General features: G+C 70.1%; 19 protein-coding genes. 12 read left to right on the top strand and 7 right to left on the bottom strand.

Going from position 1 to position 22,489, the window contains the following annotated elements; all coding sequences use genetic code 11:
• Position 1 precedes the first annotated feature (1 nt).
• Genes ACZ5QD_RS08885 through ACZ5QD_RS08865 form a run of 5 tightly spaced genes read left to right on the top strand, consistent with a single transcriptional unit; the run spans position 2 to position 8,348 of the window.
• Complete coding sequence (locus ACZ5QD_RS08885; protein ID WP_260868796.1) at positions 2-3,532, top strand: BTAD domain-containing putative transcriptional regulator; 3,531 nt, start codon at positions 2-4, stop codon at positions 3,530-3,532.
• Between the two features lie 56 nt (positions 3,533-3,588).
• Positions 3,589-4,959 carry an FAD-binding oxidoreductase gene (locus ACZ5QD_RS08880; RefSeq protein WP_222111522.1) on the top strand — a complete coding sequence of 457 codons (1,371 nt, stop codon included), beginning with the start codon at positions 3,589-3,591 and terminating at the stop codon, positions 4,957-4,959.
• Between the two features lie 40 nt (positions 4,960-4,999).
• The gene (locus tag ACZ5QD_RS08875; RefSeq protein WP_222111523.1) at positions 5,000-6,223 is read left to right on the top strand and encodes a cysteine desulfurase family protein; all 1,224 of its coding nucleotides are present in this window, start codon (positions 5,000-5,002) and stop codon (positions 6,221-6,223) included.
• On the top strand, positions 6,223-7,314 hold the full coding sequence (mnmA, locus tag ACZ5QD_RS08870) for a tRNA 2-thiouridine(34) synthase MnmA (RefSeq protein ID WP_464367232.1): 1,092 nt from the start codon (positions 6,223-6,225) through the stop codon (positions 7,312-7,314). The genes ACZ5QD_RS08875 and mnmA overlap by 1 nt, the downstream gene beginning before the upstream one ends.
• On the top strand, positions 7,311-8,348 hold the full coding sequence (locus ACZ5QD_RS08865) for a uroporphyrinogen decarboxylase/cobalamine-independent methonine synthase family protein (protein WP_222111525.1): 1,038 nt from the start codon (positions 7,311-7,313) through the stop codon (positions 8,346-8,348). The genes mnmA and ACZ5QD_RS08865 overlap by 4 nt, the downstream gene beginning before the upstream one ends.
• Before the next feature lie 42 nt (positions 8,349-8,390).
• Here the strand turns inward: ACZ5QD_RS08865 and ACZ5QD_RS08860 are convergent, their stop codons facing one another.
• The gene (locus tag ACZ5QD_RS08860) at positions 8,391-8,780 is read right to left on the bottom strand and encodes an MmcQ/YjbR family DNA-binding protein (RefSeq protein WP_006895915.1); all 390 of its coding nucleotides are present in this window, start codon (positions 8,778-8,780) and stop codon (positions 8,391-8,393) included.
• Positions 8,781-8,847: 67 nt separating this feature from the next.
• Between ACZ5QD_RS08860 and ligA the strand changes: the two genes are divergently transcribed.
• Positions 8,848-10,956, top strand: a complete 2,109-nt coding sequence (gene ligA / locus ACZ5QD_RS08855; protein WP_464367231.1) for an NAD-dependent DNA ligase LigA — start codon at positions 8,848-8,850, stop codon at positions 10,954-10,956.
• A 370-nt stretch (positions 10,957-11,326) separates the two neighbouring features.
• Here ligA and ACZ5QD_RS08850 read toward each other — a convergent pair whose 3' ends face one another.
• Both ACZ5QD_RS08850 and ACZ5QD_RS08845 read right to left on the bottom strand, forming a co-directional pair.
• A complete protein-coding gene (locus ACZ5QD_RS08850) occupies positions 11,327-12,001 on the bottom strand; it encodes an ACT domain-containing protein (RefSeq protein WP_006895917.1) in 675 nt (224 codons plus the stop codon).
• Positions 12,002-12,006: 5 nt separating this feature from the next.
• Entirely contained in the window at positions 12,007-12,345 is a 339-nt protein-coding gene (locus ACZ5QD_RS08845) for a YbjQ family protein (protein WP_006895918.1), read from the bottom strand.
• Positions 12,346-12,515: 170 nt separating this feature from the next.
• Here ACZ5QD_RS08845 and gatC point away from each other — a divergent pair, with 170 nt between their 5' ends.
• Together gatC and gatA are read left to right on the top strand one after the other, a co-directional pair.
• Positions 12,516-12,827, top strand: coding sequence for an Asp-tRNA(Asn)/Glu-tRNA(Gln) amidotransferase subunit GatC (gene gatC / locus ACZ5QD_RS08840; protein WP_006895919.1), 312 nt, complete (start codon positions 12,516-12,518; stop codon positions 12,825-12,827).
• The gene (gatA, locus tag ACZ5QD_RS08835) at positions 12,824-14,317 is read left to right on the top strand and encodes an Asp-tRNA(Asn)/Glu-tRNA(Gln) amidotransferase subunit GatA (protein WP_278124406.1); all 1,494 of its coding nucleotides are present in this window, start codon (positions 12,824-12,826) and stop codon (positions 14,315-14,317) included. Before gatC ends, gatA begins: the two co-directional genes overlap by 4 nt.
• Here gatA and ACZ5QD_RS08830 read toward each other — a convergent pair.
• Both ACZ5QD_RS08830 and ACZ5QD_RS08825 read right to left on the bottom strand, forming a co-directional pair.
• Positions 14,287-15,519, bottom strand: coding sequence for an alpha/beta-hydrolase family protein (locus tag ACZ5QD_RS08830; RefSeq protein ID WP_464367230.1), 1,233 nt, complete (start codon positions 15,517-15,519; stop codon positions 14,287-14,289). The two genes, gatA and ACZ5QD_RS08830, sit on opposite strands and share 31 nt — an antisense overlap.
• Positions 15,516-16,151 carry a hypothetical protein gene (locus ACZ5QD_RS08825; RefSeq protein WP_464367229.1) on the bottom strand — a complete coding sequence of 212 codons (636 nt, stop codon included), beginning with the start codon at positions 16,149-16,151 and terminating at the stop codon, positions 15,516-15,518. The genes ACZ5QD_RS08830 and ACZ5QD_RS08825 overlap by 4 nt, the downstream gene beginning before the upstream one ends.
• 167 nt (positions 16,152-16,318) lie before the next feature.
• On the opposite strand from ACZ5QD_RS08825, the gene ACZ5QD_RS08820 reads away from it, so the two are divergent.
• The 3 genes from ACZ5QD_RS08820 to ACZ5QD_RS08810 all read left to right on the top strand — a co-directional run bounded on the left by ACZ5QD_RS08820 (position 16,319) and on the right by ACZ5QD_RS08810 (position 19,432).
• Complete coding sequence (locus tag ACZ5QD_RS08820) at positions 16,319-17,596, top strand: sensor histidine kinase (protein ID WP_464367228.1); 1,278 nt, start codon at positions 16,319-16,321, stop codon at positions 17,594-17,596.
• A 52-nt stretch (positions 17,597-17,648) separates the two neighbouring features.
• A complete protein-coding gene (locus ACZ5QD_RS08815; RefSeq protein WP_006895924.1) occupies positions 17,649-18,290 on the top strand; it encodes a response regulator in 642 nt (213 codons plus the stop codon).
• A 110-nt stretch (positions 18,291-18,400) separates the two neighbouring features.
• Complete coding sequence (locus tag ACZ5QD_RS08810) at positions 18,401-19,432, top strand: ATP-dependent 6-phosphofructokinase (RefSeq protein ID WP_006895925.1); 1,032 nt, start codon at positions 18,401-18,403, stop codon at positions 19,430-19,432.
• A 3-nt stretch (positions 19,433-19,435) separates the two neighbouring features.
• Here ACZ5QD_RS08810 and ACZ5QD_RS08805 read toward each other — a convergent pair whose 3' ends face one another.
• Entirely contained in the window at positions 19,436-19,678 is a 243-nt protein-coding gene (locus tag ACZ5QD_RS08805; protein ID WP_006895926.1) for a PspC domain-containing protein, read from the bottom strand.
• A 126-nt stretch (positions 19,679-19,804) separates the two neighbouring features.
• Here ACZ5QD_RS08805 and gatB point away from each other — a divergent pair, with 126 nt between their 5' ends.
• Positions 19,805-21,310: an Asp-tRNA(Asn)/Glu-tRNA(Gln) amidotransferase subunit GatB gene (gatB, locus tag ACZ5QD_RS08800; RefSeq protein ID WP_464367227.1), complete on the top strand. Its 1,506-nt coding sequence runs from the start codon at positions 19,805-19,807 to the stop codon at positions 21,308-21,310.
• Between the two features lie 12 nt (positions 21,311-21,322).
• Here gatB and ACZ5QD_RS08795 read toward each other — a convergent pair whose 3' ends face one another.
• Positions 21,323-22,465, bottom strand: coding sequence for a PQQ-dependent sugar dehydrogenase (locus tag ACZ5QD_RS08795; RefSeq protein WP_006895928.1), 1,143 nt, complete (start codon positions 22,463-22,465; stop codon positions 21,323-21,325).
• Positions 22,466-22,489: the final 24 nt, after the last annotated feature.

Below are 22,489 nucleotides of genomic sequence, written 5' to 3'. Positions count from 1 at the left end.
GATGAGCTGGGCTGTGATGCTTGAGTACCGGGTGCTGGGGCCACTCGTCGTTCGGCGTGACGGCATGCCCGTCGACCCCGGGTCGCCCAAGCAGCGCGCGGTCCTCGCGGCGCTGCTGCTGGCCCGTGGCGCCGTCGTTTCGACCGATCGGCTGGTGCACGCGGTCTGGGGAGACGATCCGCCCGCGGCGGTGGCGACCAGTCTGCAGGCTTACATCTCGAATCTCCGCAGACTGCTGCGTGACGCATCCGGTGCGTCTCCGATCGAGCGGGTCAGTCCCGGCTACCGGTTGGCGGTGGGCCAGGATCGGTTCGATCTGCTGGAGTTCGGGCGACTGGCCGGCGAGGCGCGCGATGCGGTCGACGCGTTTGACTGGGAGACCGCGCTGTCTGCCTCGACAGCCGCTCTGGCGCTCTGGAGGGGGCCGTTGCTGGAGGAGTTCGAGGACCGCGATTGGATCGAAGTGGAGTCGACGGCGCCGACCGAGCTGCGGCGTGCGGCCACCGAGGCTCAGATCGCGGCGCTCCTTGCGCACGGCGATGTGGCGACCGCACTCGTCGCCGCGACTGAGTTGTGCCGCCAGGACCCGCTCCGGGAGCGGAGCGTCTGGCTGCGGATGGTCGCACTGTATCGCGACGGTCGGGCCGGGAGCGCTCTCGAAGCGTACGCGGCGTATGTCCGCGATCTCGACGTGGAACTCGGCCTCGACCCGAGCGCTGAACTGCGTGAGCTGCAGGGTGCGGTGCTCAGGCACGACCCCGAGCTGGCAGCCTGGCCGCTGACTCCTCGCTGGACCGGCGCCCGGCCGGTGTCGTCCCCGGAACCGCGAGCCGTCCAGCCCGTCGAGACGCAAGAGCTCGCGGGCGAGGTGGCCCGCGATATCGGGGCGCCGCTCGTCGGGAGGGAGGATGCGGTGCGCGTGCTCCGCGAATTGCGTACGGCGGGCACCGGCACCCGCTGGCTGATCCTGTCCGGACCCGCCGGCATCGGCAAGACTCGTCTGGCCGAGGAGGCGGTCCACCTCGCCGAGGCGGCGGGGGATCGGGCTGTGTGGGTGCGCTGCCCGGACACCGAGGGCGTTCCGGCATGGTGGCCCCTGCGCCAGCTCTGCCGCGCGTTGAACGCGGACACGGATCTGCTGACGGTCTCCGACGGCGCCGACGCCGACGCGGCCCGTTTCGAGGTCTACGACCGCGTGCAAGCCCTCCTCGAACACGAGAGCGCGACGAAACCGCTGACGATCGTCGTGGACGATGTCCAGTGGGCCGATGCGATGTCGCTGGGACTGCTCCGCTACCTTGCGCCGGTACTTCGGGATGCGCCGGTCACCGTCGTCCTGACACTGCGGGAGGAGGAGGCGACCGACGCCGCGCAGTCGCTCCGCGAGGCCGTCGCACGATCCGGCGGCCGACTGCTCGACGTGCCGGAGCTGTCGCGCGAGGCGGTCGGTGAGCTGGTGCGGGCGGTGGCGGACACCGATTTGTCGGCCGCCGAACTCGACCAGCTGGTGGCCCGGACCGGTGGCAATCCGCTGTATGTGACCGAGTATGCCCGGCTGCCGGAGGAACAGCGCCGCGACGTGATCCCGGCGGCGGTCAGATCGGTGCTCGGTCGCCGGCTGGCGACACTCGATCCGACCGTCCGCGAGGTCATCGGCCACGCCGCGGTGATCGGCGAGGAGATCGACATAGCGATGTTGTCGGAACTGACCTCCCGCAGCGTCGACGCGGTCGCCGACTGTCTCGACGAAGCCGCGGACGAGCGGATCGTCGTCCCCTTGCCGAGCAGCGGTGGACTGACCTTCGCCCACGCACTTCTGCGCGACGAGGCCGAGACGATGTTCGCGCCGCTGCGCCGTTGCCGGATCCATCTGCGGGCCGCCGAACTGCTCGCGGCGCGGAGCGGCCCGGAGATGAGCGCCCGCCGCGCAGCGCACCTGCTCGACGCGTTGCCGGTGGCCGAGGTGCCCGACGTGGTCGCCGCCTGCCGGGAGGCGGCGCACGATGCGGCGGTCCGCTGGGACTCGGAGAGCGCAGCGCACTGGCTCAGCCGCGCGCTCCGGACACACGAGACACTGGCGGGTCCGGAAGCGTCGGTCGACGAGCGGGACGCGCTGCTTACGGGCATGCTGCACGCGCAGGTCCGCGCCGGACGGGCTCAGCTCGTCCTGGACACGGTCGAGGCCATGCTGGTGCGGGCGATGCGTGACGGGAGCACTGTCACGGTAGGGCGTCTCGCGGGTGTTCTACTGCGTGCGGGCGGTGGTTGGCCGTGGATCTCGCCGACCGCCGAGACCGGGTCGCTGCACGAGGTCCTCACCGCAGCGGTCGACATCGTCGACGGCGACTCCATAGCCTTGGTTCGAGTGCTGGGAGCGCTCGCGATCGGACACTGCTATCACCGGGACGCCTCGGTGCCTGCCGGGCTTCTGGAGCGAGCCGCCGAGGTGGCCGCTGCGGTCGGCGATCCCGATGTGATGGCCGACGCGATTCTCGCGCGCCTCATCACCTACTCCGGGGTCTCCGGACGCGCGGCCGAGCTGATCTCGCTGGCCGATGACCTGACCGCGCTGCCTCACGCGGATGCCGAACTCGACGAGGTGATCGCGGGTTCGGTCGTGACGATGGCCGCGATGACGCTCGGCGACATCCCGCAGACGAAGGCTCGTCTGCGTGCGGCGATCGCAGGCAGTGAGCGCATGCGACTGCCGGTCCTGCGCGCGCAACTGCGCTGGATGGAGGCCGCGCTGGCGGTCTGGCACGGCGACTTCGCGCTTGCCGAAGAGCACTTCCGGACCGCCCTCGCGGTCCATCGGCAGACGGAACTGTATGTTGCGGGCTCCGGGGCGCTCGCGCTGATGGCGACGGCGAATCAGCGGGGCGTGTTCGACGACGTCGTCGATGAGGTGCTCGGCACCGGCGGCGGGGACCGCATGGAATGGGTGCGGACGGTGATGTCCGCGGCGCCCGACAATCGGGTATCGACGCTGCTGGCCGCGGGTGTGGCGACCGTGGCCGTCGAGCACGGCGACGCCGCGCTGGTCCAGTCGATGATCGATCTCTGGCGGGCGGACGACCGCCCGATGATCTGGACGTCGCTCGCGCAGGCCGTGGTGCTGGCGAATCTCGTGGTCGAGGAGCGCTTCGTCGACGACGCGCGGGCGTTCATCGATGTGCTCGCCCCCTACGCGGGGCATATCGCGACGGTCGGTCAGGTCGGTTGCGTCGGCCCCGTCGACCTGGCGCTCGCCGGCCTCTACGACCTGATCGGTGACGATGCGGCCGCGGACGCGGCGCTGGGTCGCGCACGAGCGCTCTCGATCGCCGGGGACAGCCGGCCCGGGCTGCTGCGCTGCCGCCTCTTCGAAGCTCTGCGGGCACCTGACTCGGCCGACCGTGCGAGGGAGATCGCGGCGATCGCCGCGCAGGCCCGTGCGCTGGGCCTCCAGGCAGTAGCCGACGTCGCGCACGCCGCCGAGCGGAGGACGAGTGTGCCAAGGGCAGTCCAAGAAGGATGCAAGCGCACTGAGTGACAGTCGGTTCGGGACAGGTGCGGATCCCCGCGCCGCCGTGAACCGGGAGACATGCCATGACCTCACACGCCATCGATCGCGCCGACATCGCCGACCTACGAACGCGGGTACGCGGAGCGGTGCACCGGCCGTCGGACGACGGGTACGAGACGATCGGATTCAACGTCGCCGTGTCACGCCGCCCCTGGGCGGTCGTCGACGCTGCCGACGCCGCGGACATCGCCGCGGTGATGACGTTCGCGGGAGACAACGGGATGACTGTCGCCGTCCACTCGACCGGGCATGGCGCGATTCCCATCGACGGGCGCTCGCTGCTTGTACGCACCGGCGGTCTCGACACCCTGGAGATCGATCCCGCAGGGCGTACCGCGCGCGTCGGCGCCGGGGTGCGGTGGCAGCGGGTCCTCGACGAGTCCGCACCGCACGGTCTGGCCCCGCTGTGCGGGTCGGCACCGTCTGTCGGCGTGATCGGATTCCTGACGGGCGGCGGCATCGGTCCGCTGGTGCGAACTGTCGGATCCTCCAGCGACCACGTCCGTTCGTTCGAGGTCGTGACCGGTGCCGGACGGGTGGTCCGGGCGTCGCCCGATGAGAACGCCGAGTTGTTCTGGGGGCTGCGGGGCGGCAAAGCGACTCTCGGGCTGGTCACCGAGGCGGTGATCGATCTGCTGCCGATCCCGGAACTGTACGCCGGTGCGATGTACTTCGACGGCGCCGACGCACCCGCGGTTCTGCGTGAATGGCGGACATGGAGTGCCTCGCTGCCGGTCGAGGCGAACACCTCCGTGGCACTGCTGCGACTGCCAGAGCTGCCGACGGTGCCGCCGATGCTCGCCGGCCGCATGACGGTCGCCGTCCGCTACGCCGCGTTGACTTCGCGCGATGAGGCGCAGCGGCTGATCGCGCCCATACGTGCGGTCGCGCCCCCGCTGCTCGATGCGGTCGGCACGATGCCCTACGCGGCGATCGGCGCGATCCACGCCGATCCCGCAGACCCGATGCCGGTCGCTGAGGACGGCTGCCTGCTCCGAGAACTCCCCGAAGACGCGGTCGACGCGATCCTGGCCTCCGCCGGACCGGACGTCGAATCGCCTCTCCTCATGGTGGAACTGCGACTGCTCGGCGGCCGGTTCGCGCGGACGCCGCAGGTCGACAGCGCACTCTGTCACCGATCGGCGCCCCTGCATCTGTACACGGTCGGGATTCTGGCGCCGCCGATCGCGGAACAGGTTCCGGTCGCGGTCGCGGGACTGGTGGAGACCATGTCGGCGTACTCCGACGGATACCGGCTGCCGAACTTCACGGCGACCTCCGACGCCGGCGTGACGGCGCGTTGTTATGACGAGCAGACACGCGCCTGGCTGCGTGCGCTCGCCGGCCAACACGATCCGCGCGGCGTGCTCCGAGTCGGACAACTGGCCCGGTGATTTCCGGGCAGTGCGACGTGCGACTATCGTGGAGCGCGTCATGTCGCTGCCCTACCCTCCCGTCTACCTCGACAACGCCGCGTCCACCGCGCTAGTACCCGAAGCCGCCGCGGCGATGGCGGCGGCGTGGGCACACCCGGGGAACGCCTCCTCGCTGCACGGCTCCGGCCGGGCGGCCCGACGGATGCTGGAGGAATCGCGCGAGTCGATCGCCCGCGACCTGGGAGCCCGTCCGTCCGAGGTGATCTTCACCGGCGGCGGCACCGAATCCGACAATCTCGCGGTGAAGGGGATCTTCGAGGCGCGCCGCCGTGAGGACCCTCGGCGCCGCAAGATCGTCATCTCGGCGATCGAACACCACGCGGTTCTCGATCCGGCGCAGTGGCTCGCCGACGAGGCCGGCGCCGAACTCGTCGTGCTGCCGGTCGACGGTCACGGGTTCGTCAGTCCCGACTCGGTGCGCGCGGCGCTCGAGGAGCACGCCGGCGAGGTGGCGCTGATCTCGGTGATGTGGGCCAACAACGAGGTCGGGACGGTGCAGCCGATCGCCGAGATCGCCCGGCTCGGCGCCGAAGCCGGGATTCCGGTCCACTCGGACGCCGTAGCCGCCGTCGGCCACCTGCCGGTCGACTTCGCGGCGAGCGGGTTGTCGGCGATGACTGTCGCGGCACACAAGTTCGGCGGGCCGCAGGGGACCGGAGTGCTGGTGATCGGCCGTGACGTGGCCTGCGTGCCGCTGCTCCACGGCGGCGGTCACGAGCGTGACCTCCGGTCGGGGACCCCCGACGTCGCGTCGGCCGCGGGAATGGCGGCGGCCCTGCGGACGGCGGTCGCCGGATGCGACACCGATTCCCGGCGCGTCGCGGCCTTGCGCGACCGGCTCGCGGGAGTGCTGGGCGCCGTCGACGGTGTGCGGATCAACGGTGCGCTGCCCATCGAGCCCGACCTCGCGCTGCCGGGCGTGCTGCACGTGTCCATCGACGGGTGCGAGGGTGATTCGTTGCTCATGCTCCTCGACGCGAAGGGAGTGGAGTGCTCCACCGGATCGGCCTGCACCGCGGGTGTCGCGGCGGCCAGCCACGTGCTGCTGGCGATGGGCTTCGACACTGCGACCGCCCGCGGATCGCTCCGGTTCTCGCTGGGAACCGGCAATACGGAGGACGACGTCGACCTGGTCGGCGAGGTGATCGGCGAGGTGGTCGATCGTGCCCGGGCCGCCGGACTGCTGTCGGCGGTCGGAGCGCGGGCTGGAGGTGAGAGCTGATGCGGGTACTCGCAGCGATGAGCGGAGGGGTCGACTCGGCGGTCGCCGCTGCGCGTGCGGTGGACGCCGGTCATGAGGTGGTCGGAGTCCATCTGGCGTTGTCGACGGCGCCCGGTGCCCTGCGCACTGGTTCGCGCGGCTGCTGTTCGCGCGAGGACGCCGACGACGCCCGGCGCGCGGCCGACCTGCTCGGCATCCCGTTCTACGTGTGGGACTTCGCCGACCGTTTCAAAGAAGATGTGATCGACGAGTTCGTCGCCTCGTACGCGGCCGGTGAGACGCCGAACCCCTGCCTGTCGTGCAACGAGAAGATCAAGTTCGCGGCCTTGGCCGAACGCGCGGTCGCGCTGGGCTTCGACGCGCTCGCCACCGGGCACTACGCACGGTTGGCCGACGGCGAACTGCGCCGTGCCGTCGACGCCGACAAGGATCAGTCGTACGTGCTGGCCGTCCTGGACCACGAGCAGCTCTCGCGTGCCATGTTCCCGGTCGGTGACACCCCGAAGCCGCAGATCCGGGAGGAGGCCGAACGCCGCGGGCTCGCGGTCGCCAATAAGCCCGACTCCCACGACATCTGCTTCATTCCGAGTGGCGACACGCGAGCCTTCCTCGGCGCGCGGATCGGCGTGCGGCCCGGGGCCGTTGTCGACTCGGCGACGGGCGAGAGGCTGGCCGAGCACGACGGCGTCCACGGATTCACCATCGGTCAGCGCAAGGGCCTCGGGATCGAGACGCCCGCCGCCGACGGTCGTCCGCGCTACGTGACGGGGATCGATCCGGAGAGCGGGACGGTGACGGTGGGCGCCGCGGCCGATCTCGAGGTCACCGCGATCACCGCGGGTAAGGCGGTGTGGACCTCCGGCCGCACCCCGGACGGCCCGGTGGAGTGCGTGGTGCAGGTGCGCGCGCACGGCGGACTCGCGCCCGCAGTCGCGACGCCGGTCGAGGGCCCCGACGGCCCCGGCATCCGGATCGATCTGCGCGAGCCGCTTCGCGGTGTGGCGCGTGGACAGGCGGCCGTGCTCTACGCTCCGGACGAGGTCGAAGGCGACCTGGTGATCGGCTGCGGCCGGATCACCGGCTCGGAGTGACAGCTCAGGCGCCCGGGACGGGGCTGCCGGCCGGAGTCGGCACCGGCGTCGGCTCCATGCCCGGCACCGATCCGTCCGAGGCGGTGCGCATCGCGAGCGGCGAACTCGATCTGGCGTTCCTTCCCGAACTCCCCGCGCGAGGAGTGGGAGCCGACATGATCGGCCGGACCGGCGCGTTGCTCGTCGACCTGCCGCTCGACATGGTGCATCACGCCTACCGGCTCACCGATCACCCCAACACCACCACGCGGCGCGCGCGGGATTGGCTGCGCTGGGACCTCGATGCTCTCGAGGAGCATTGGGAAGCCTCCGGGCTCGTCGGCTCCGGACGAACCGTGAAGGTGCAGGCGTGCGGGCCGCTGACCTTCGCCGCGAACGCCGAGCTGCGCGGAGGCCACAAGATCGTCAAGGACCGCGGTGCGGTTCGTGACATCGCGGCGTCGCTGACCGAGGGACTGCGCGGGCACGTCGCCGAGGTGACGCGACGGCTCGGCGCGAAGGTGCTGGTGCAGCTCGACGAACCCGACGTGGGGCGGGTGATCGATGGCACCGTCACCCCGCTGACCCGCCTCGACCCGATTCGGCCGATCCCGGCGCCCGACGCCGCCGAGTTGATGCAGGGCGTCGTCGACGGCCTCGACGTGCCCGTTCTTCTGCATTCGTGTGGACGCCCGCGGTGGGACCTGACCGATCGACTCGAGCGGGTCGCGCTGTCGATCGATCTGACGAGACTGCGACCCGACGCCGACTACGACCGGCTCGGAGCCTTCGTCGACAGCGACGGAGTGCTCGCTGCGGGGCTGGTTCCGGCCACCGAGCCGGAGACCCCGGTCGACGCCGAGACGCTCGCCGGTCGTCTCACCGAACTGATCGACCGGATCGGCCTGCCGCGTCGGGTCTTGTGCGACAACATCCTGGTCACACCCGTATGCGGCCTCGCGGGGGCCACGGGATCGTGGGCGACGCGGGCCCTGTCGCTGTCGTCGGAGATCGCCGCGGGACTGGCCGCGGATCCGGACTACCGCTCCTCGTAGCGTCGCCGCGGCCCCGGCCGATCGGCGCCCGTTCCGGACGTCTCAGACGTCGCTCTCCAACTGTGCGACCGCGCGCTTGGGCGCCACCTGCCGGAAGCTGGCGTCGAGCAGTTCGGCCACCTCGTCCCAGTCCGAGTCGGCGGTCAGGTCGATGCCGAGCCATCCGTAGGCGCCGACGTACGCGGGGACGAAGAAGCGGGCGTCCTGGATGAGCGCCTCTCGCTCGAGCGGGTCGGGGATGAACAGAAGCGCGGTGTCGCGGCGGATCTTGGAGCCCTTCTCACCGCCGCCGTACATGGCGAACATCTTGCCGCAGCGAAAGGTCGGACGGCCGTGCGCAACCTTCTCGGTGGCTTCCGGGAGTGCCAGTGCCACGGTTCGGAGTCGTTGCAGGATCGGATCGTCGTCGGAGAACATGATGGGGTGCGGCATGCCGGTAAGCGTAGTGTCGGCGTTCGTCCGACGCGGCCATGTCGCAGGGCTCGGTTAACCTGAACGCGTGAGTGAGGGCGAGGGGACAGACACGGCGGGATCGGCCGCAGCGGAGGCGGGCGCCGATTGGGCGCGGGAGTGGGCGCTGCTCGCCGAGGAGGTTCGCGGGCATCAGTTCCGCTACTACGTCCAGGACGCGCCTGTGATCAGCGACGGAGAGTTCGACTCGCTGTTGCGCCGGCTGCAGGCACTCGAGGACGAGCATCCCGAACTGGCGGTGCCCGATTCGCCGACGAAGCTGGTCGGCGGCGGCTTCTCGACCGACTTCACCTCGGTCGACCATCTCGAACGGATGATGTCGCTCGACAACGTCTTCGATTACGACGAGATGCGCACCTGGGTCTCGCGTACCGAAGCCGAGATCGGCGCCGGGACCGAGTTCCTGTGCGAACTCAAGATCGACGGGGTGGCACTCTCGCTGGTGTACGAGAAGGGCAGGCTGGTCCGGGGAGTGACCCGGGGCGACGGCCGCACCGGCGAGGACGTGACACTCAACGCGCGCACCATCACCGACGTTCCGCACGATCTCGACGACTCAGTGCGCCCGGTGCCCGAACTCCTGGAGGTCCGCGGTGAGGTGTTCTTCCGAGTCGAAGACTTCCAGAATCTGAACGCCTCCCTCGTCGAAGAGGGGAAGCCGCCGTTCGCGAATCCGCGCAACTCGGCCGCCGGCTCTCTGCGCCAGAAGAATCCGCAGGTCACCGCGCGGCGCCGACTCCGGATGATCTGTCACGGGATCGGGAAGGTGGAGGGCTGGAGGCCCGAGTCGCTGCACGAGGCCTACCTCGCGCTGGGCGAGTGGGGGCTGCCCGTCTCCGACCACACGAAGAAGGTGACCGGGGCCGACGAGATCATCGAGGCGATCGCGTACTGGGGCGAGAACCGGCACTCGGTGGAACACGAGATCGACGGCCTCGTCGTCAAGGTGGACGATGTGACGCGCCAGCGCCGGCTGGGTGCGACTTCACGCGCACCGCGCTGGGCGATCGCGTACAAGTACCCGCCGGAAGAGGTCACGACCAAACTGCTCGACATCATGGTCGGCGTCGGACGGACGGGCCGCGTCACGCCGTGGGCGCTGATGGAACCGGTGCTGGTCGCGGGATCGACCGTCTCCCGCGCGACACTCCACAACGCCTTCGAGGTGAAGCGTAAAGGCGTCCTGATCGGCGACACCATCACCATTCGCAAGGCCGGCGACGTGATTCCCGAGGTGCTCGGTCCGGTCGTCGAACTGCGCGACGGTACCGAACGCGAGTTCGTGATGCCGACTCGATGCCCCGAGTGCGGAACCGAACTGGCCCCCGCGAAGGAGGGCGACAAGGACATCCGCTGTCCCAACCAGCGCTACTGCCCGGGACAACTGCGCGAACGGCTGTTCTATCTGGCGGGCCGCGGCGCATTCGACATCGAAGCGCTCGGATACGAAGGGGCGCAAGCACTTCTGTCGAGCGGCGTGCTGACCGACGAAGGCGACCTGTTCTCGCTCACTGCCGGCGATCTGGTCAAGACCGACCTGTACACCACGAAGTCTGGTGCGCTCTCGGCCAACGGTCGGCGATTCCTGGACAACCTCGACAAGGCCAAGCGGGTCCCGCTGTGGCGGGTGATCGTCGCGCTGTCGATCCGCCACGTCGGGCCCACCCCGGCGCGGGCTCTGGCCACCGCTTTCGGCGACCTCGAAAGCATCCAGAACGCCTCCGTCGATGAGTTGGCGCAGGTGGACGGTCTCGGCCCCACGCGGGCGGCGAGCGTGCACGACTGGTTCGCCGTCGACTGGCACCGCGAGATCGTCGCCAAATGGCGGGCCGCGGGGGTGGCCATGGCCGATGAGCGGGACGAGTCGATCGAGCGGACGCTCGACGGCAAGACGATCGTGGTCACCGGTTCGCTCGTCGATTTCTCCCGTGACGGGGCCAAAGAGGCGATCATCGTGCGCGGCGGCAAGGCGTCGGGCTCGGTGTCGAAGAAGACCGACTACGTCGTGGTCGGCGACTCGCCCGGCAGCAAAGCCGCCAAGGCCGAAGAATTAGGCGTTCCGATCCTCGACGAGGACGGCTTCAAACAATTGCTGGCGACCGGATCTGCGGGAGAGTCGGAGTCGGAGGACGAGTGATGCGTGCGCCGTTTCGACTCGCGGAAGACCCCAGGTCCGTCGAGTGAGCCGGTGAGCGTAGCGAGCAGGCGCATCGAGACTGCGCGTGCTGTTTCGACTCGCTGCGCTCGCGGAAGTTTCTAGGTTGGTCGAGTGAGCGTGTGAGCGTAGCGAGCAGGCGTATCGAGACTGCGCGTGTTGTTTCGACTCGCTGCGCTCGCTCAACTGGCCTGGGAGGTGCTCGCTCAACTGGCCTGAGGAGACCCAGGTTCGTCGAGTGAGCGTGTGAGCGTAGCGAGCAGGCGTATCGAGACTGCGCGTGTCGTTTCGACTCGCTGCGCTCGCTCAACCAGCCTTGGAGCGCTCGCTCAACCAGCCTTGGAGCGCTCGCTCAACCGCCCTGAGTGTTCGGCTTTCTCTTCAGGACGGTGGCGATGATGCCGGTCAGGTAGCCCAGGCGTGCGACTTCCGCGGGGCGGAAGTCGGGACCGCCGATCCGGCCGAGGAGCAGGGCCTTGCCGTCGTCGCCCAAGGGGGCGGCGGCCAGCCTGGTCCCCATGTCACGCCATCCCTGAGGGATCCATTCGGCTTCGGAGTCGAACGCCACCGCCCGGTCGAGGGGCAGCCAGTCGGCCGTCTCCAGGGCCGTCTCGGGGGCTCCCGAACTGCCGTAGAGGCGCAGCACGTCCGGACCGGGGCGGGAGATCACCATCGCCCACGACACGCGGAGCACACGGGGAGCGTAGTCGGCCAGCACCTGCAGGCGGTCCTTGCCGCCCGCGGCGACGAGGTCGATCAACTCGAGTTCCTGATGCGTGTCGAGGACCCCGTCGTGCGGACGGAGAGAGTCGACGTGCACGCCCGCGACCTTCTCCGCGGCGGTGATGAGGGTGTCGGGCAGCGCACCCGAGGGCAGGTCGACCACCAGGTCGTCGACGGCGTAGCCCTCGCCTCGCTCGATCACTTCGAGCGAGCGGATGTCGGCACCGACGGCGCCGAGTTGAACGGCGAGCATGCCGAGACTGCCGGGACGGTCGTTCAGCAGAACGCGAAGCAGATACGACACCGGAGTCAGCGCGGCTGCTGCTCGAGCGGACGCACGCCCACAGCCGTGCCGTACGCGCACACCTCGACGCCGCCGGATCCGGCGTACTCATTCGTCTCGAAGCGGAATGCGAGAACCGCGTTGGCCCCCTTGCTCTGAGCTTCGGCGGCCAAGCGACTCAACGCTTCATGACGCGCCTCGTGCAGCAACTGGGTGATGCCCTTGAGTTCGCCACCGGCGATCGACTTGAAGCTGGCGCCGATGTTGGAACCGATGTGTCGCGACCGCACCGTGAGGCCGAACACCTCGCCGAACACGTGCTCGATCCGGTAGCCCGGCAGTTCGTTGGTGGTGACGATTATCATGTGTCCAAGTTAACCGGTGCGGTGCACTCCGGCCACTCCGCGATCATTCACCCGGAGCACACCTCCCGCGCGGGCTCGGTCCGAAGCGGCCGCATATCCTGGTAGGCAAGTCCCACTGTCCTGAGCTCGTGCGGTGCGCCGTGACGAGTGCGTGTGTAGAGAGGTCGACGATGTCCACCGATTCCCAGCCGGCGATCAGCCGGGACGAGGTCGCGCATCTCGCGCGACTGTCCCGCTTGGCGCTCGACGACGACGAACTCGACCGTTACGCGGCGCAGCTCGACTCGATCCTGAGCCACGTCGCGCAGATCTCAGAGGTGGCCGCCGACGACGTGCCGCCCACCGCGCATCCCGCCGAGTTGCGCGACGTGCTGCGCGAGGACGTCGTCGTCCCGAGCCTGACCGCAGAACAGGCGCTGTCGGGGGCGCCCGCCGTCGAACAGGAGCGCTTCGCCGTTCCGCAGATCCTGGGAGAGGAATGAGCGTGAGCGACACCCGCAGCGCGAACGAGATCACGGGCCTGTCCGCAGCCGACCTCGCGGGCAAGATCGCCGCTCGCGAACTGTCGTCGGTCGAGGTGACCCGGGCACACCTCGACCGCATCGAGCAGATCGACGGACAGCTGGGCGCATTCCTGCACGTCGGCGGCGACGAAGCACTCGCCGCGGCGGAGGCGGCCGACCAGGCGATCGCTTCGGGTGAGGCGCCGTCCGCTCTGGCCGGCGTCCCGATCGCGCTCAAGGACGTCTTCACCACCGTCGACGCCCCGACCACCTGTGGGTCCAAAATCCTCGAAGGATGGGTCTCGCCGTACGACGCGACCGTCACGGCCAAGCTCCGTGCCGCGGGCATCCCGATCCTCGGCAAGACGAACATGGACGAGTTCGCGATGGGCTCGTCGACCGAGAACTCGGCCTACCAGGTGACCCGGAATCCGTGGGACACCACGCGTGTTCCGGGCGGTTCGGGCGGCGGCAGCGCCGCGGCACTCGCCTCGTACCAGGCGCCGCTGGCCATCGGCACCGACACCGGCGGCTCGATCCGACAGCCGGCCTCGGTCACCGCGACCGTCGGCGTCAAGCCGACCTACGGAACCGTGTCGCGCTACGGACTCGTGGCGTGCGCGTCGTCGCTCGATCAGGGCGGCCCCTGCGGACGCACCGTGCTCGACACGGCGCTGCTGCACCAGGTGATCGCCGGGCACGATCCGCGCGACTCCACCTCGATCGACGCGGCGATTCCCGATGTCGTCGGCGCCGCGCGCGCCGGCGCGTCCGGCGACCTGTCGGGTGTGCGCATAGGCGTGGTGAAGCAGTTGCAGGGCGAGGGCTACCAAGCCGGTGTGCTGGAGTCGTTCCAGGCGGCGTGCAAGCAGCTGACCGATCTCGGCGCGACGATCGTCGAGGTCGACTGCCCGCACTTCTCGTACGCGCTCGGCGCCTACTACCTGATCCTGCCGTCGGAGGTGTCGAGCAACCTGGCCCGCTTCGATGCGATGCGGTACGGGCTCCGGGTCGGCGACGACGGTTCGCACAGCGCCGACGAGGTCATGGCACTGACCCGCGAGGCCGGCTTCGGCCCGGAGGTCAAGCGCCGCATCATGATCGGGACGTACGCGCTGAGCTCCGGTTACTACGACGCGTTCTACGGTCAGGCGCAGAAGGTGCGCACGCTCATCGCTCGCGACTTCGCCGCGGCATACGAGGACGTCGACGTGCTGATCTCCCCGACCACCCCCACCACGCCGTTCAAGCTCGGAGAGAAGGTCGACGATCCGCTGTCGATGTATCTGTTCGACCTGTGCACGCTGCCGGTGAACCTGGCGGGCACCGCGGCGATGTCGGTTCCGTCGGGGGTCTCCTCCGACGACGGACTCCCGGTCGGCCTGCAGATCATGGCACCGGCACTGGCCGACGACCGGCTGTACCGGGTCGGTGCGGCCTACGAGGCGGCCCGCGGGCCGGTCGGCTGACAGCCTGCCGGCATGTTCCCGGCGGCGAGCCCCTGCTCGACGCCGTAACGGTGCCCGTGTCCCGCGGGAACCTTCAGTGAGCCCGCGAGGTCGAGGACGGTACCGACCATCGACACGACCGGCAGCCACGGCGGAGACTCGCTGTGGTGCCGGTCGTCGCCGTCTCCGGGAATGCGGTCGATCGGATGCCACAGCAGCGACGGAGCGAACCCGGGGACGGGATCGTCGGCGTTGGCCAGCACCACCCGCCGCTCGCACGATGCGACCCGGTCGACAGACCCCGCCGGCGGCCCGGCGAGCACTGTCCCGGCGAGTTCGACCCCGGAGTCGTTCGCCCAGCGGCGCGCGGCGTCGGCTCCCACCGCTCCCAGGCTCTGCCCGACGAGGTACACGCGGGGCCGCCGCGCTTCGGGCAGGCCCGAGATACGGGACCAGACGGCGTCGAGGACCGCGGACGCGGAGGTCCCCGCACGATCCGGGGAGGAGATGAACGCCCGCCACGACGCGACGTCGTCGTACTGCAGGGCGACGACCCGGACCGATCCGCCGAAGTACCCGGTGAAGCCGTCCACCGTTCCGGCGTCGATCCATCCCGAGCCGGTTGGCACGGCCACCACGACCGCGCGTGCCTCGCGACCGCCGTCGGCCACCCAGCGATCGGCCAGGCGCTCGGCGCGGTCCCGGACCGAGCCGGGTTCGCTCAGCGGGCTGTAGAGCATCACGGGGCGCTCGGGAACATCCGGTCCCGACGCCTGTGCGGGCGCGGGCAGCCCGATCGACGCCGCCGCGACCACCGCGACCATTCCGAAGCCGGCCCACACCCGTCCTGGGATCGCGACGACCGCGGCCGCGGCGGCGACCGGGATCGCGCACACGGCCAGGACCCACCCGGGGCCGATCGGCGGGGCACCCACCGCGGCCCGGACCGCCGACTCGTGACGCGCCGCGAGCCCGACGGCCGCACCGGCGACCACGAGCCCGGCGGCGAGGACGCCCCCGGAGACCGGGGCAGGTGGACGGTCACCGATCCGGTCTCGAAGCGCGCCGACGCCGGCACCGACGGCCATCCCGAGAAGAGTCAACGCGAGGCCGGCGACGGCGGCGACCAGCGCGGAGCGGGGGAGCATGCCGGGGGCGAGAGCCAGCAGGCGACCGGCGAGAGCGCCGGCGGCCACCGCGGGACGCACCCGCAGGCGGTTCATCGCAACCCCACTGTCTCTGCGGTTCGGGAGAGATAGCCGAGGACGATCGTGCCGCCCGACTCGCGCACCGGCGGGCCCGAATGCTGCCGCCAGGTGTTCACCGCCAGGCCGGTCCGCGCGGTCTCGGCGGCGGCGTGGCACAGCGGATCGTCGCAGACGGCGTGCATGTCGTCGATCAGTCGGCCGTCGAGGGCGGTGCGAGCCCAGGCTCCCGCGGGCCGGCCGGTGGAATCGGAGTACCGGAGCAGGTCGTATCCGAGATCGTGCGCACGGCAGGCGTCGGTGAATCGGTCCGGCAACGGGACCGGCGAGGAACAGTCTCCGGCCGGGTTGAGGGGGCGGCCGTCGATCACCACCGGTCGATACCCGAGTCGTCGGGAGAAGTCGGCGGGCAGATCGCGCATGGCGTCGAGCGGACGGTCGCCGACCAGGTTCGCGATGGCGCGTTCGGCGGCTGTGGCCGGCCGGGCCGGGGGAGCGGCCCGATGCGAGTCCGCCAGCGCCGAGCTGATCGGCAGCAGCCCGAGGACTCCGACGGTCAACGCCGCGCCGGTCGAGAGCCGGACGACCCACCGGCGGATACCTTGTCGGCCAGGGGAATCGGCTGAGTCAGCGGAGGTGTTCGAGGTCATGTCCCGAACGCTATGGCCGGGTGGCACCACACCGGATCGCTCGCAACGGGGGTCTTGCACCCCGCGCGCGAGAGTGAGACCGCAGGGAACCCTGCGACTGGGGAACCGGTCGGATCTCACTCTCGCGGGGGAGGTGGCGACCCGGCTCGGGCTCCTATCGTCGAACTGTGAAGTCTCCCTCTGCCGTCCGTCGCCGGACCGCCGCCGCGGTCGGGCGGGTCCGTGACCGGATCGCGCTCGACCGCATCAGCGACCCGGCGCTGCACCGATACCTGTCGCACTGGCGCAACTGGCTCGCCGCCCTGGCCGCGGTCAGCATGATCTCGGTGTGCTGGCCGGTGCTCGGCGAGGTCACTCGCCTGCCCGCGTTCCTCCTGCCCGCCTTCGCGATCCTCGGCTGCGGCGGCATCGCGCTCGTATTCGCCGGCGAGGAGGCGGTCAGGTACGGCTGGGCGTCCACGGTCATCACCTCGGCCGTCGCGTCGTTGATTCCCAACGACGGACCGTGGCCGATGCCGATCCCATTGTTCCTGGCGCTGCTGGCGATGACCGTCGCGGCGCTGTGGACCCAGCCGCTCAAGCGGCTGCCAGTGGTGCTGGCCGCCGTCGCGGGCGCCTTCGTCGTCGGCTTGCCCTTCGATGCGCTGGTGGGCTGGATCTTCGGGCTGGTCGTCGTCGGCATGGCCGTCGCGTTCCTGCGCTACCGTGCTCGCTCGCAGCGCGAGATCGCGGAGCAGACCGAGGAGACCGAGGTGCTGCGCGCCCGAGAGGCCGTACTCGCCGAACGCTCCCGCATCGCGCGCGACCTGCACGATATCGTCGCGCACCGCATGTCGATGGTGGTGGTGATGGCGCAGACCGCACCCTACCGGCTGGCCGCGGCCGCCGATGCCGAGGAGGTGGGGCCCGGGGCCAAGGCGGAGTTCGACGCGATCGCCGACGCCGCCCGCGAATCGCTCGACGAGGTGCGCCAGCTGTTGGGCGTGCTTCGCCCGCACGGCGACGCCGCGGACACCGCGGCGCTCGCTCCGGTCCAGGGCCTCGGCGACGTCCCCGAACTCATCGAGGGCGTGCTGGCGGTGGGCGTGGATGTGGAACTGACCGACACCTCCGACCATTCGTCGGTGGCGCAGACGGTCGGCGCTGCCGTGTACCGGATCGTTCAGGAGGCCGTCACGAACGCCACCCGCCATGCGCCCGGGGCGGCGATCGCGGTCCGCATCGAGGAGGATCCCGTGCACGAGGGGAGACTCGACGTCGAGATCGTGAACGGGTTGGCGACGCAGCCGCTGGGCGCGACCGTCGGCGGCGGGCACGGCATCCTGGGAATGACCGAACGCGCCCACGCGGTCGGCGGGAGTCTCACCGCGGCGGCGCGGCCGGGCGGCGGTTTCGCCGTCCGCGCGTCTCTGCCGATCGGTCCGTCGGTGAGGGCGGTCGCGTGAAGCGCCCGGGCGTGAGCGCCGCGCCGCGGCCCGGCGCACTAGGCTGACCCTCGTGCCGACCACTGTCCTCATCGCCGACGACCAAGCGATGGTCCGCGCCGGTTTCGCGGCACTGCTGGGCGCCGCCGACGACATCACCGTGCTCGGGGACGCCGAGGACGGGCAGGTCGCCGTCGACCAGGTGCGCCGCCTCAAACCCGATGTGGTCCTGATGGACGTCCGGATGCCGCGACGCGACGGCTTGTGGGCCGCGGAGCAGATCATCTCCAGCGGGTCGGCCACCAGAGTCCTGATGCTGACGACCTTCGACATCGACGATTACGTGTACGCCGCCCTGCGGATCGGTGCGTCGGGCTTCCTGCTCAAGGACGCGCCGGCAGACGAGCTCGTGCGCGCGGTCCGAGTGGTGGCCGCTGGCGACGCGCTGTTGGCGCCCTCGGTCACCAGACGCCTGATCGAGCAGGTCACCTCCCGGACCACGCGCAAGGCCACCGCGGCCGCCGACTCGCTCACCCCGCGCGAACTCGAGGTGCTCCTGACCGTCGCCGACGGCAAGTCGAACGGTGAGATCGCCGCCGAACTGTTCGTCTCCGAACAGACGGTGAAGACCCATGTGAGCAACATGCTGGCCAAGCTGGGTCTGCGCGACCGCGCGCAAGCGGTGGTCTTCGCCTACGAGAACGGCCTGAAGTAGGAGGTCGATGCCGCGCACCGGTCCGGAACTGGCCGACGTGCTGCCACCGGGCACGGATCGTGTTGTGATGGACGCGAACCCGGTTTCCTTTCAGAGAGGGGTCGCACCCGATGGCGCGCTTCGGCATTCTGACATCCGGCGGAGACTGCCCCGGTCTCAACGCGGTGATCCGCGGAACCGTCCTGCAGGGCAGCACGGTCCACGATCAGGAGTTCGTGGGATTCAGAGACGGGTTCTGGGGGCTGGTGTACGGCGAGGCGATCGACCTCGACCGATCCGTGGTGCGAGGCATCTCCCAGCAGGGCGGCACCATTCTGGGAACCAGCCGCTTCGGTCCGTACACCGAACCCGACGGCGGGCCGGAGAACATCAAGCGGGCACTCCAGCGGATCGGGGTGGACGGCGTCATCGCCGTCGGCGGCGACGGGACCATGGCGGCCGCCAACAGACTGCTCGGCGACGGCATTCCGATCGTCGGCGTGCCCAAGACGATCGACAACGACCTGCAGGCGACGGACTACACTTTCGGTTTCAACACCGCGGTCGAGATCGCGACCGAGGCCGTCGACCGGCTGCGCACCACCGGCAATTCGCACAAGCGGTGCATGGTTCTGGAGGTGATGGGCAGGCACGCCGGATGGATCGCGATGTACGCGGGTGTCGCGGCCGGCGCCCACGCGATCCTCATTCCGGAGCAGCAGGAGTCGCTCGAGCAGATCTGCGAGTGGGTGGTCAGCGTCCGCGACCGTGGTCGTTCGCCGATGGTCGTCGTCGCCGAGGGCTTCATGCTGCCGGAGATGGAGCAGGCGCACTCGTACAAGGGCATGGACGAGTTCAACCGGCCGCGGCTGGGCGGGATCGGCGAGATCCTCGCGCCGCTCATCGAGGAACGGACCGGGATCGCCACACGCGCCACGGTGCTCGGCTACATCCAGCGCGGCGGTGTGCCCAGCGCATGGGACCGGGTCCTCGGCACCCGCTTCGGCCAGGCGGTGAGCGACCTCGTCGCGGACGCGGGGTGGGGGTCCATGGTGGCACTGCGCGGCACCGACATCGTCCGGGTCCCCTTCGAGGAGGCCGTGGGCCACACCAAGACGGTGCCGCTCGAGTACTACCGCGGAGCGCGCGCGATCTTCGGCTGAGGGCTAGCGGTTCTTCGGGATGATCGCCCAGAGCAGCAGGTACAGAAGCACCTGCGGGCCCGGGAGGATGATCGACGCGACGAAGGCGACGCGGACCCAGGTGGAGTCGATTCCGAAGTACTCGGCGATGCCGCCCGCGACACCGCCGATCATCTTGTCGGTGGTCGAGCGGGTGAGTCGTTTGGCGGGGCGGACGGGCTCGGCGTCGTACGCGTCGCCGGCTCCCGGAAGGGCTGGATCGGTCACGGTGTTCTCCTCGGTTCGGATCGGTCTCGGTTCGGGCGTCCGCCCGATGACTCGAACGTAGGCCCCGGCGGCGCTATCGGGCATCGGGAAGCACCCTGACTTCGGCCCCCAGATACGATGGGACGCATGAGTGCCGCTATCGACGAACTGATGGACTTCGACGACGTCATCGAGACTTACGACCCGGTCATGGGCATGGAGGTCCACGTCGAGCTCGGCACGGCGACCAAGATGTTCTGCGGTTGCCCGACCACGTTCGGCGGCGAGCCGAACACCCAGGTGTGCCCCGCCTGCCTGGGTCTGCCGGGGGCGCTTCCGGTCGCCAACGCGAAGGCCGTCGAATCCGCCGCGCGCATCGGCTTGGCGCTGAACTGCTCGATCCGGGAGTCGAGCGTGTTCGCGCGGAAGAACTACTTCTACCCGGACCAGCCGAAGAACTATCAGATCAGTCAGTACGACGAGCCGATCGCCTACGACGGCTACCTCGACGTGCTGCTGAGCGACGGCACCACCTGGCGGGTGGAGATCGAGCGCGCCCACATGGAGGAGGACACCGGTAAGTCGCTGCACATCGGCGGCGCCACCGGGCGCATCCACGGTGCCAGTCACTCGCTGCTCGACTACAACCGCGCGGGCGTCCCGCTCGTCGAGATCGTGACCCGCCCCATCGAGGGTGCGGGCGAGCGCGCACCGGAGGTGGCCCGCGCGTACGTGACCGCCCTGCGCGATCTGCTCAAGTCGCTCGACGTGTCCGACGTCCGCATGGACCAGGGATCGATGCGCTGCGACGTGAACCTGTCGCTGATGCCCAAGGGCGCCGCCGAGTTCGGCACCCGCACCGAGACCAAGAACGTCAACTCGCTCAAGTCGGTCGAGGCCGCGGTCCGGTTCGAGATGAGCCGGCAGGCCGCGATCCTGTCGGCCGGCGGCGAGATCATCCAGGAGACCAGGCACTTCCACGAGTCGGACGGAACCACGTCGGCGGGCCGTCGCAAGGAGACCGCCGAGGACTACCGCTACTTCCCGGAGCCGGACCTGCCCCCGGTGCTCGCGAGCCCGGAATGGGTGGATTCGCTGCGCGCCACTCTGCCGGAGCTGCCGTGGATCCGCCGCGCCCGCATCCAGAAGGAGTGGGGCGTGTCCGACGAGGTGATGCGCGATCTGGTGAACGTCGGCGCCGTCGACCTCATCATCGAGACGGCCGAAGCGGGTGCCTCACCCGACGCCGCCCGCAGCTGGTGGGTGTCGTTCCTGGCCCAGCAGGCCAACACCCGCGAGATGGAGTTGGCGGAACTCGCCATCACCCCCAAACAGGTCGCCGAGGTGATCGGCATGGTCGACGAGGGCAAGCTGACCAACAAACTGGCCCAGCAGGTGGTCGTCGCCGTGCTCGACGGTGAGGGCGAGCCCGCGCAGATCGTCGCCGATCGCGGTCTCGAGGTGGTCCGGGACGATTCCGCGCTGCAGAAGGCGGTCGACGAGGCACTCGCCGCGAACCCCGATATCGCCGACAAGATTCGCAGCGGCAAGGTGCAGGCGGCAGGCAAGATCGTCGGCGATGTCATGAAGGCGACCCGCGGTCAGGCCGACCCGGCCCGCGTCAAGGAACTGGTCCTCGCCGCGTGCGAGTGATGATGCGCGCGCTCAGGTGAGGTCTTCGCCGGCCTTCGGGAGGTAGATCGCGACGCGATCGTCGTAGCTCTTCACGTCCGCACCTCGGGTGGCCTTGTTGACGGTGGCCATCTGCGCCGCCCCCGCGACACTGGTCATGCGGCCCACCGCTCCGTACGACTTGCGGAAGTCCTGCGGGCTCGGCTTGCCGACCGATGTGCTTCCGGCGGCCGGCCGCATGAACGTGTCGAGCCGCTGTGCCTTGGCGATCGACACCGCTATCCAGTCCTTGCCGACGGCGCAGCCGCTCACCCCCGGCCGATCGGGCCAGCTCCACAGCGTCTGCAGACCGCGAGGGCCGACCAGGGAGAGCCGATCGCCCGGCGCGCCGCTGTCGGCGACGTACAGCTGGCCGTCGGAGCCCGGTGACGGGCAGAGCGCGACGTTCGACCCGAGCCCCGACGCACGGATGTCGGGCTTCGGGTCCGCGACGTTCGGGTCGATCGAGAAGATCTTGCCCGCGAGCGAGGCCGGGTTCGACGCGGCGGCCGGATCGCCCGCATCGCCGGTCGCGACGATGAGCTCGGTCGGCGACGCGAACGAGATCGATCCCATGTTGCCGGTCGCGCCCTTCGGGATACCGGTGAGAATCGGCTTCACCGACCCGGTGGGGGCGATCCGGACCACGCGATTGTCGGACCCGGTGGTGATCAGCGCGTAGATCAGCTGATCCTCGGCGTACGTGGGCGACATCTCGAAGTCGACGAGCCCGCCGTCGCCGGAGGCGTCCACCTCCACGCCGGCGACCGCACGCTGCGGACCGTACCGCTTGGACAGAATGATCTTGCCGGTGGTCCGTTCGGCGACGTACGTACTGCGTCCCGACGAGTCCGCGGGCCGCACACCTCCGGTGGACGCCAGACACGTGGCGATCACCGCCGGATCCGGGTCGACGCAGGGCCCGGTCGGCGGGGGACCGCCGCCCTGATCGTCCGACGGAGGCGCCGGAGGCTGCTCGGGGGCCTGCTGCATGGTGGGCGGCGCAGTGAAGGAACCCTGGTCGGCGGCCTGGTCCTCTTCGCTGAAGTTCACACACGACGTCGACGCCAATACGACGGCCACCGCGGACGCCGCGGCGAGCAGCGCGCGGCCGGCAGTCCGGGAGTGTGATGGCATTCCACCACTCTAACGATCGTTACC

This window comes from Gordonia sp. J1A (assembly GCF_055393515.1).
This window is presented reverse-complemented; position numbering and strand designations above follow the sequence as displayed.

Coding starts and splice junctions, on each gene's coding strand:
- ACZ5QD_RS08885 (WP_260868796.1), top strand. CDS start 2: ATGAGCTGGGCTGTGATGCTTGAGTACCGGGTGCTGGGGCCACTCGTC.
- ACZ5QD_RS08880 (WP_222111522.1), top strand. CDS start 3,589: ATGACCTCACACGCCATCGATCGCGCCGACATCGCCGACCTACGAACG.
- ACZ5QD_RS08875 (WP_222111523.1), top strand. CDS start 5,000: ATGTCGCTGCCCTACCCTCCCGTCTACCTCGACAACGCCGCGTCCACC.
- mnmA (WP_464367232.1), top strand. CDS start 6,223: ATGCGGGTACTCGCAGCGATGAGCGGAGGGGTCGACTCGGCGGTCGCC.
- ACZ5QD_RS08860 (WP_006895915.1), bottom strand. CDS start 8,780: ATGCCGCACCCCATCATGTTCTCCGACGACGATCCGATCCTGCAACGA.
- ACZ5QD_RS08845 (WP_006895918.1), bottom strand. CDS start 12,345: ATGATAATCGTCACCACCAACGAACTGCCGGGCTACCGGATCGAGCAC.
- gatC (WP_006895919.1), top strand. CDS start 12,516: ATGTCCACCGATTCCCAGCCGGCGATCAGCCGGGACGAGGTCGCGCAT.
- gatA (WP_278124406.1), top strand. CDS start 12,824: ATGAGCGTGAGCGACACCCGCAGCGCGAACGAGATCACGGGCCTGTCC.
- ACZ5QD_RS08830 (WP_464367230.1), bottom strand. CDS start 15,519: ATGAACCGCCTGCGGGTGCGTCCCGCGGTGGCCGCCGGCGCTCTCGCC.
- ACZ5QD_RS08825 (WP_464367229.1), bottom strand. CDS start 16,151: ATGACCTCGAACACCTCCGCTGACTCAGCCGATTCCCCTGGCCGACAA.
- ACZ5QD_RS08810 (WP_006895925.1), top strand. CDS start 18,401: ATGGCGCGCTTCGGCATTCTGACATCCGGCGGAGACTGCCCCGGTCTC.
- gatB (WP_464367227.1), top strand. CDS start 19,805: ATGAGTGCCGCTATCGACGAACTGATGGACTTCGACGACGTCATCGAG.
- ACZ5QD_RS08795 (WP_006895928.1), bottom strand. CDS start 22,465: ATGCCATCACACTCCCGGACTGCCGGCCGCGCGCTGCTCGCCGCGGCG.